General features: G+C 68.2%; 9 protein-coding genes. 3 read left to right on the top strand and 6 right to left on the bottom strand.

Features of this window, described 5'->3' with window-relative positions:
• Positions 1–443, bottom strand: a 443-nt coding sequence (locus tag ACTWQJ_RS40710) for a biotin carboxylase N-terminal domain-containing protein (RefSeq protein WP_443311464.1), incomplete at its 3' end; no start/stop codon positions are given.
• A gap of 406 nt (positions 444–849) precedes the next feature.
• Here ACTWQJ_RS40710 and ACTWQJ_RS40705 point away from each other — a divergent pair.
• A complete protein-coding gene (locus ACTWQJ_RS40705) occupies positions 850–1,311 on the top strand; it encodes a hypothetical protein (RefSeq protein WP_443311463.1) in 462 nt (153 codons plus the stop codon).
• Here ACTWQJ_RS40705 and ACTWQJ_RS40700 read toward each other — a convergent pair.
• From ACTWQJ_RS40700 to ACTWQJ_RS40680, 5 genes are all read right to left on the bottom strand, one after another.
• Positions 1,280–1,900 carry a Maf family protein gene (locus ACTWQJ_RS40700; protein ID WP_443311462.1) on the bottom strand — a complete coding sequence of 207 codons (621 nt, stop codon included), beginning with the start codon at positions 1,898–1,900 and terminating at the stop codon, positions 1,280–1,282. The genes ACTWQJ_RS40705 and ACTWQJ_RS40700 overlap by 32 nt on opposite strands.
• 31 nt (positions 1,901–1,931) lie before the next feature.
• Complete coding sequence (mmpB, locus tag ACTWQJ_RS40695) at positions 1,932–2,060, bottom strand: morphogenic membrane protein MmpB (protein WP_129802019.1); 129 nt, start codon at positions 2,058–2,060, stop codon at positions 1,932–1,934.
• Positions 2,061–2,271: 211 nt separating this feature from the next.
• Positions 2,272–2,481: an acyl-CoA carboxylase epsilon subunit gene (locus tag ACTWQJ_RS40690; protein WP_443311461.1), complete on the bottom strand. Its 210-nt coding sequence runs from the start codon at positions 2,479–2,481 to the stop codon at positions 2,272–2,274.
• 17 nt (positions 2,482–2,498) lie between these two features.
• Positions 2,499–4,097 (bottom strand): acyl-CoA carboxylase subunit beta, encoded by a 1,599-nt coding sequence (locus ACTWQJ_RS40685; protein ID WP_443311460.1) that lies wholly within the window; start codon positions 4,095–4,097, stop codon positions 2,499–2,501.
• A 2-nt stretch (positions 4,098–4,099) separates the two neighbouring features.
• On the bottom strand, positions 4,100–5,686 hold the full coding sequence (locus ACTWQJ_RS40680; RefSeq protein WP_443311459.1) for an acyl-CoA mutase large subunit family protein: 1,587 nt from the start codon (positions 5,684–5,686) through the stop codon (positions 4,100–4,102).
• A 104-nt stretch (positions 5,687–5,790) separates the two neighbouring features.
• Between ACTWQJ_RS40680 and ACTWQJ_RS40675 the strand changes: the two genes are divergently transcribed.
• Both ACTWQJ_RS40675 and ACTWQJ_RS40670 read left to right on the top strand, forming a co-directional pair.
• Positions 5,791–6,471 carry a TetR/AcrR family transcriptional regulator gene (locus ACTWQJ_RS40675; RefSeq protein WP_443311458.1) on the top strand — a complete coding sequence of 227 codons (681 nt, stop codon included), beginning with the start codon at positions 5,791–5,793 and terminating at the stop codon, positions 6,469–6,471.
• A gap of 139 nt (positions 6,472–6,610) precedes the next feature.
• Positions 6,611–7,930 (top strand): cytochrome P450, encoded by a 1,320-nt coding sequence (locus tag ACTWQJ_RS40670; protein ID WP_443311456.1) that lies wholly within the window; start codon positions 6,611–6,613, stop codon positions 7,928–7,930.
• Positions 7,931–8,280: the final 350 nt, after the last annotated feature.

The following is an 8,280-nucleotide window of genomic DNA, read 5'->3' as shown; positions in this document are numbered from 1 at the left end:
TCGGCGAACGCGACGACCTCGTCGGCGCCGGACACCGGGTCCGGCGTGCCGGCCACCAGCGGCGCACCCGCCCGCTGGGCGATGTGCCGGGCGGCGACCTTGTCACCCAGGTCCCGGATCGCGGCCGGCGGCGGGCCGATCCAGATCAGGCCCGCATCCAGCACCGCCTGCGCGAAGTCGGCGTTCTCGGAGAGAAAGCCGTAGCCCGGGTGGATGGCGTCCGCACCGGACTCGCGAGCGGCCTTCAGCACCTTCTCGATGTCGAGGTAACTGGTGGCCGGGGTGTCACCGCCCAGGGCGAACGCCTCATCCGCGGCACGGACATGCAGAGCGTCCCGGTCCGGGTCGGCGTAGACGGCCACGCTCGCGATACCGGCGTCCCGGCAGGCCCGGGCAACGCGGACAGCGATTTCGCCACGGTTGGCGATGAGCACCTTGCGCACGATGAGGCTCCCTCCTTGAAACAAGCCGAGTTTAGGGACTGCCGACACGGCACTTCGACCCGTCCCCAATGGTGAGCTTGCCCACACGGAGCGTGATTCGAGGCTCGCTCGACCCGCGAAATCCCTTGTGGCACGGCGGTACGCAGGATTCCTCCGGAAAACCCTAGCCCTCCGATGTGGTCAAGGTCTCTGTGAGAGCGTGCTGCGCCCCACTCCGTTTCTTTGTTGAGTCCCTACGAATGGCCCAACGCATCTTTGCTCTCCGCAGAACCCTTGTCCCGGGGTTTACCCGTTAGTAGCGTTCACGATGGCTCGAACGTACTTGGGGTAACAGCAGTACTGATCGGATGACGCTCGACAGCTCGACGGCTCGGGAAGTGGGTGGGGACCGGTGGTGCGCAGGCCGGTGGCGTGGATCGTGGCGGTCGTGCTCTTCGTGGAGGCGCTCGGCGTAGCGGCACTGAACTGGTTCCTGGGGGTCGTGGTCGACCGGCAGGACATGTCCCTGGCGGGGCTCGACCCGGACATGATGTCCGTGTCCTCGAAGATCGGCGGGATCGTCTTCGGTCTCTACTTCGCCCTGTGCGGCCTGGTCGCGCTCCTGGTCGCCCTGCGCGACCGCGCCCCCGCCGGGCTCGGCCGGGTCCTGCTGATCAGCGCCGCCGTGGTGCACGGTCTGCTGGGCGCGTTCACGTGGGGGCTGGTGGGCTGGACGGCGTTCCTGTTCATGATGGTCGTGCTCGGGCTCATCGTGCTGCTGCTCATGACGTACGACGCCCGGGCGGAGCCGGCCGACGCCGCGCCCGAGGGTGGCAAGGGGGGCGACGGCTCCCCGGTCACTCCTCCGCCTGCGCCCACAACTCCGTAATTCCGACGCCCAGTTCGGCCAGCAGCCGGCGGACCAGCGGCAGGCTGATGCCGATCACGTTGCCGTGGTCGCCGTCGATGCCGTCGATGAACGGGGCCGAGCGGCCGTCGAGGGTGAAGGCCCCGGCGACGTAGAGGGGCTCGCCGGAGGCGACGTACGCGGCGATCTCCTCGTCGGTGGGGTCGCCGAAGCGGACGACGGTGGAGGCGGTGCCGGAGGCGTAGCGCCCGCTGAGCGTGTCGTAGATGCAGTGGCCGGTCTGGAGCGTCCCCGCTCGTCCGCGCATCGCCTTCCAGCGCGCGGTGGCCTCCTCGGCGTCCGCGGGCTTGCCCAGGGCCTGGCCGTCCAGTTCGAGCACCGAGTCGCAGCCGATCACCAGGGCGCCCTTGACCTCGGGCTTGGCGGCGACCACGGAGGCCTTCGCCTCGGCGAGGGCGAGCGCCAGCTCGGCGGGGGTCGGCGCGGTGACCGCGTCCTCGTCGACGCCGCTCACGATGACCTCGGGGTCGAGTCCGGCCTGGCGCAGCAGCCCGAGCCGGGCGGGGGACTGGGAGGCGAGGACGAGTCGGCGGCGCGGCTGATCAGTCATGCGGTCAGCGTAACGGCGTCGCCCGGGCGGCTCATCCCAGCCCGATCACGATCATCACGAGCACCATGGCCAGCGCCACGAGGACGCCCAGTCGCCGCACCATCTCCTGCGTCTCACGCAGTTCCTCGGGCGGCTCGTTCTCCGGGTCGGACCACAGCATGTCACCAGCGTGTGGCTGGGCCGGGCTGGGGCGCCTGAGTACGCGTACTCAAGTTGGCGCCCGGGGTTGCACTGCCCTTGCAGGCCGCAGTCGTCTGCGGGTCCGCTGTGGTTGCTCGCGCTCACGGTGGGGGTCCCCCCGCTCGAGCGAAGCCGAGAGTGGGGGAGGAGCCGCATATCGACACAGCCCCGCGCCCCTTAGGTCAGTGCACTCACCCCGGCCAGTAAGTGCGGCCCCATGCTGCCGGGCCCGGCTGGGGCAGGCGGCGGGTGGCGATGCGGGACGGGTCCGACCAGGAGTCCCTGGGGCCGGGCGCGCCGGGCGGCGTGGTGGATGCCGCCGCGGCGCGGGCCCTGACCACCGCCAAGGCGGCGGCGAGCTCCTCAGGGGTCGGATTGCCCCGTACGACCTTGATCGTCATCTCGGCTCCCAGCAGGCCTAGAGGGGGATGTTGCCGTGCTTCTTCGGAGGCAGGGATTCCCGCTTCGTGCGCAGCTGACGCAGCCCGCGCACGATGTGACCCCGCGTGTCCGACGGCATGATCACGGCGTCGATGTAGCCGCGCTCGGCCGCGATGTACGGGTTGAGGAGGGTGTCCTCGTACTCCTGCATGAGCCGCGCCCGGGTGGCCTCGACGTCGTCCGCCTCGGCGATGGTGCGGCGGTGCAGGATGTTGACCGCGCCCTGGGCGCCCATCACGGCGATCTGGGCGGTCGGCCAGGCGAGGTTGAGGTCGGCGCCCAGGTGCTTGGAGCCCATGACGTCGTACGCCCCGCCGAAGGCCTTGCGGGTGATGACCGTGATGAGCGGGACGGTCGCCTCGGCGTAGGCGTAGATCAGCTTGGCGCCGCGGCGAATGATGCCGTCGTGCTCCTGGTCGACGCCCGGCAGGAAGCCGGGGACGTCGACGAAGGTGATGACCGGGACGTTGAAGGCGTCGCAGGTGCGCACGAAGCGGGCCGCCTTCTCGCTGGCCTTGATGTCGAGGCAGCCGGCGAACTGCATCGGCTGGTTGGCGACGATGCCGACCGGGCGGCCCTCGACGCGGCCGAAGCCGGTGACGATGTTCGGCGCGAACAGCGGCTGCGTCTCGAAGAACTCGGCGTCGTCCAGGACGTGTTCGAGCACCGTGTGCATGTCGTACGGCTGGTTCGCGCTGTCCGGGACGAGCGTGTCCAGCTCGCGGTCCTCGTCCGTGACGGTGAGGTCCGCCTCCTCCGGGAACGCCGGCGGTTCGGTGAGGTTGTTGGACGGCAGGTACGACAGCAGCTGCTTGACGTACTCGATGGCGTCCTTCTCGTCCCCGGCCATGTGGTGCGCCACGCCGGAGGCGGAGTTGTGGGTCCGGGCGCCGCCCAGCTCCTCGAAGCCGACGTCCTCGCCGGTGACGGTCTTGATGACGTCCGGGCCGGTGATGAACATGTGCGAGGTCTGGTCGACCATGACGGTGAAGTCGGTGATCGCCGGCGAGTAGACCGCACCGCCCGCGCAGGGGCCGACCACCAGGCTGATCTGCGGGATCACCCCGGAGGCGTGGGTGTTGCGGCGGAAGATCTCGCCGTACGCCCCCAGCGAGGCGACGCCCTCCTGGATGCGGGCGCCACCGGAGTCGTTGATGCCGATGACCGGGCAGCCGGTCTTCAGCGCGAAGTCCATCACCTTGACGATCTTCTGCCCGTAGACCTCGCCCAGCGCACCGCCGAACACGGTGAAGTCCTGGGAGAAGACGGCGACCGGACGCCCGTCGACGGTCCCGTACCCGGTGACGACCCCGTCCCCGTACGGCCGGTTCTTCTCCAGTCCGAAGTTGGTGGAGCGGTGCCGGGCGAACTCGTCGAGCTCGACGAACGACCCCTCGTCGAGCAGCAGGTCGATACGCTCACGGGCCGTCAGCTTGCCCTTGGCGTGCTGCTTCTCGACGGCGCGTGCGGAGCCGGCGTGCGTCGCCTCCTGGATGCGGCGCTGGAGATCCGCGAGCTTGCCCGCGGTGGTGTGGATGTCGATCTCTGTCACTGGTGGCTCCACCCGGGGTTCCATGGTCAGAACGTGTCGGAGGGGACGTACACGCCCCAGACGTCGCGTAGGGCGTGGGAGACCTCACCGACCGTGGCACGGTGCCGCAGGGCCTCGTGCATCGGGGGGAGGACGTTGTCAGTGCTCTGAGCTGCGGCGCGCAGCGCGTCGAGAGCGCGCTCGACGGTGTCGTTGTCGCGTTCCTCGCGCAGGGCGGCGAGGCGTTCGCACTGGTCGCTCTCGATCTGAGGGTCGACCCGCAGTGGTTCGTAGGGTTCTTCCTCGTCGAGGACGTATTTGTTGACCCCGACCACAGTCCGCTTCTGGTTGTCGATCTCCAGCGCGATCCGGTACGCGGACTTCTCGATCTCCGACTTCTGGAAGCCCTGCTCGATCGCCGCCACCGCTCCGCCACGGTCCTCCACGGTCTGGATCAGTTCCAGCACACTTGCCTCCAAGTCATCGGTCATCGACTCCATGACGTAGGACCCGGCGAAGGGGTCGACGGTCTTCGTTACGTCGGTCTCGTACGCGATGACCTGCTGGGTGCGCAGAGCGAGCCGCGCTGCCTTCTGCGTCGGCAGGGCGATCGCCTCGTCGTAGGAGTTGGTGTGAAGGGACTGCGTTCCGCCGAGGACCGCGCCGAGGCCCTGCAGGGCTACTCGGACGAGGTTGACCTCGGGTTGCTGTGCCGTCAGCTGCACGCCGGCAGTCTGCGTGTGGAAGCGCAGCATCTGCGACTTGGGGTTCCTGGCGCCGAACTCGTCGCGCATGATCCGGGCCCAGATGCGGCGGGCCGCGCGGAACTTTGCGATCTCCTCCAGCAGCGTGGTCCGGGCGACGAAGAAGAACGACAGGCGGGGGGCGAAGTCGTCCACGTCAAGGCCGGCGGCGATCGCGGTGCGCACGTACTCCTTGGCGTTGGCGAGGGTGAACGCGATCTCCTGTGCGGGTGTGGCCCCGGCCTCGGCCAAGTGGTAGCCGGAGATCGAGATGGTGTTCCACCGGGGCAGTTCCTTGCGGCAGTAGGCGAAGATGTCGCTGATCAGCCGCAGGGACTGCTTCGGCGGGAAGATGTATGTGCCGCGTGCGATGTACTCCTTGAGCACATCGTTCTGGATCGTGCCGGTCAACTGATCGCCTGCGATGCCCTGCTCGGCCGCAACCAGCTGATAGAGCAGGAGTAGCGTGGAAGCGGGGGCATTGATGGTCATCGACGTCGACACCTTGTCCAGCGGCAGGCCCTGGAACAGGGCGCGCATGTCCTCGATCGAGTCGATCGCCACACCCACCTTGCCAACCTCGCCCTGAGCGATGGCCTCGTCGGAGTCGTAGCCCATCTGCGTCGGCAGGTCGAAGGCCACACTCAGTCCGCCCGTCCCGGCGGCCACCAGCTCGTGGTAGCGCTCGTTGGACTCCTTGGCCGTACCGAACCCGGCGTACTGCCGCATCGTCCACGGCCGGCCCGTGTACATCGACTGGTACACGCCGCGGGTGAACGGGAAGCTGCCGGGAGCGCCCAGTTTGGCGTCCGCGTCGAAACCCGTCAGCGCCCAGCCGTCGTAGAGCGGCTGGATCGGCAGGCCGGACTCGCTCTGTGCAACGGAATCCACGCAATACCACCCCTCTGAGGTACTCAATATCTCTGATGCGGTACTCAGTACCGTAATGGAGGCGAGTGGCCCCTGCCTAGTGAGACCAGGAAAGATGAGCAGTCATGAGCAAGCCACCTGCACGGGCCCGACTGGCAGATGCCGCGTTCTCCCTCTTCGACGAACGCGGATACGAGCAGACGACCGTCGATGACATCGCCGAGCGGGCCGGGCTCGGGCGTACAACGTTCTTCCGGCACTACCCGTCCAAGGAAGATGTCATCTTTCCCGATCACGACCGTCTCCTGGAGTTGATCGGGGACCGGTTGAAGACCTCGAGCCACAGCACCGCCCTGGTCGCCGTGTCGGACGCGGTTCGACTCGTGCTGCTGCATTACCTGGACGAGGGTGACCTGGCGAGGCGGCGCTACGCCCTGACGAGCAAGGTGGCTGCCCTGCGGGACAGGGAGATCGCCAGTGTGGCCCGCTATCAGCGGCTGTTCCGGGAGTTCATCGCGGACTGGATGGGAGACGCGACGGAGTCGGCGTCTCTGCGGGCCGAGCTCATGGCCGCGGCGGTGGTCGCCGCGCACAACCACGTGCTGCGCCGGTGGCTCCGAGGTGAGTCGTCCGACCCGGTCGCCGAGGTGGACGAAGCGATGCGCGAGGTACTCGCTCTCTTCCCGACACCCGGTTCCGTGCCGGAGCCAGGCGGTGGTACCACCGTCGTCGCGTTCCGGACCGACCAGGATCTCGACGTCCTACTCCCCTCACTGCGACGCCTTGTTGAGGGCGGCACCGGGTAGTGAGGGCCTACGCCGTTCGACCGACCGACTCCTGAGGTCGAGCGCCGCCAACCAAGACCCTCCGGATCGCGACAGATGATCGAGTGATGCCGCACACAAGGGAGACGGGGGCCGCGCGTCGGCGTGTTAGCTTCCGGCCGTGACTTCCCCGGTTGCGGCCGCATTCCCCTCCGACAGAGAAACCGCCGGGACCGGCCCAGGGGGCTGCCCGGCGGCGCTCGGCACCCGTGCCCCCCTCGACCTGCTCGATCTGTTCGGTGACGGCTTCGTTCGTGACCCGTACCCCTGGCTGGATCGACTGCGGGCCGAGTCTCCAGTGCACTACGACCCCGCCACAGGCTTGTGGCTGGTCAGCCGGTACGACGATGTGCGCCGGGTACTGCTTGCCCCGACCGTGTTCCAGCCCGCCAATGCCCTGGACGCAGTCACCCCGCTGTCGGTCGCAGCGCTGCGGATGCTCGCCCGGGCCGGCTTCACACTCCCCCCTGCGCTCGCCAACAACGGCAGCCCCAGTCACCCCGGACTACGCCGCGTGGTGACCCGGTTCTTCAACGCTGAACGTGTCGCAGCAGCCGTACCGGTCATCCAGCGCATCGCCGCGGCGGAGCTCGACGCGGTGTGCTCGCAGATCGACGCCATCGGCCGCTGCGAGCTGTTCAGCTCGTTCGCACAGGTGCTGCCCTGCCGGGTGCTGATGGAGCTCCTGGGTATCCGCGGAGTTGCTCCCGCCACGCTGATCCGCTGGAGCGATGCAGCGCTGGAACTGTTCTGGGGCAGGACCGCCCCTGACCGACAACGGGAACTGGCAGATCTCGTCGGCGAGTTCCATCACTGGCTGACCGACACCGTGCGCGGCGGCGCCGCCCCGCCGAGCTCGTTCATCGGTGCCCTGGCCTCCCATCGCCTGCCCGACGGAGAGCCACTGGACACAGCGACAGCGGTGGCCGCGTGCTTCTTCGTGTTCATCGCCGGACAATCCACCACTGGGCAGCTCATCGCCACCGTGCTGAGGCGAGCGCTCATCGAACCAGGTCTCTGGCAGCACCTGCCGGGGCAGACAGGTTTGGCCGAGGCATGGGTGGAGGAGGTGTTGCGCCGTGAACCACCGGTCACCACTTGGCGCCGCACCACCGCCCGCGCCACCGAATTGGGCGGGGTGAGTCTCCCCGAGGGCGCGCAGCTGCTGCTGATGCTGCTGGGGAGCGGGTCCGATCCCGACGTCTTCCCCGACCCGGCGCGGATACGCCCGCACCGGCAGAACATCCGTCACCACCTCGCGTTCGGCGTCGGCCGTCATCGCTGCCCGGGTGCGTCCCTTGCACGTACCGAAGCGGCGGTGGCCCTGCGCATTGCGGCCAGTCTCTTGCCCAGAATACGGCTGGACGGGGGAGAGAACGAACCTCCGATGCTGGGCCTGCTGTCCTTCCGAGCTCCCCTGCGCGTTACCGTCCTACGCTGAACCGACAGTTCGTCGTGTGACCGACTGCACGACCTCTGAATGAGACTCAATATGCGGATGAGGTAGCAAGTGCCATGGGTGATTGTCGGCTTCCCTCCGTGCCGGCACGGGCTCGCGTCTGAAGGACGCGAAGGACGCGCTATGCAAGGGCTGTCGATGGGTGTGGACAAGGCGGTCCAGATGGAAGACGACGACCTGCACAGCACGGACGCGATCGGCACCTTGCTAGGGCCTGTCTTCGGTTGTGATCAGTTTCGGGTTTTGGGTCCTGGATGAGGTCGTGGTCCGGTAAGACTCTGGTGTGACACGTGCGCAACTCACCGATGAGGAGTGGGAGTTCATCGAGCCGT

This window comes from Streptomyces sp. KR55 (assembly GCF_052245645.1).
Lineage (GTDB): Bacteria > Actinomycetota > Actinomycetes > Streptomycetales > Streptomycetaceae > Streptomyces > Streptomyces flavusporus.
This window is presented reverse-complemented; position numbering and strand designations above follow the sequence as displayed.

Coding starts and splice junctions, on each gene's coding strand:
- ACTWQJ_RS40700 (WP_443311462.1), bottom strand. CDS start 1,900: ATGACTGATCAGCCGCGCCGCCGACTCGTCCTCGCCTCCCAGTCCCCC.
- mmpB (WP_129802019.1), bottom strand. CDS start 2,060: ATGCTGTGGTCCGACCCGGAGAACGAGCCGCCCGAGGAACTGCGTGAG.
- ACTWQJ_RS40690 (WP_443311461.1), bottom strand. CDS start 2,481: ATGACGATCAAGGTCGTACGGGGCAATCCGACCCCTGAGGAGCTCGCC.
- ACTWQJ_RS40685 (WP_443311460.1), bottom strand. CDS start 4,097: ATGGAACCCCGGGTGGAGCCACCAGTGACAGAGATCGACATCCACACC.
- ACTWQJ_RS40675 (WP_443311458.1), top strand. CDS start 5,791: ATGAGCAAGCCACCTGCACGGGCCCGACTGGCAGATGCCGCGTTCTCC.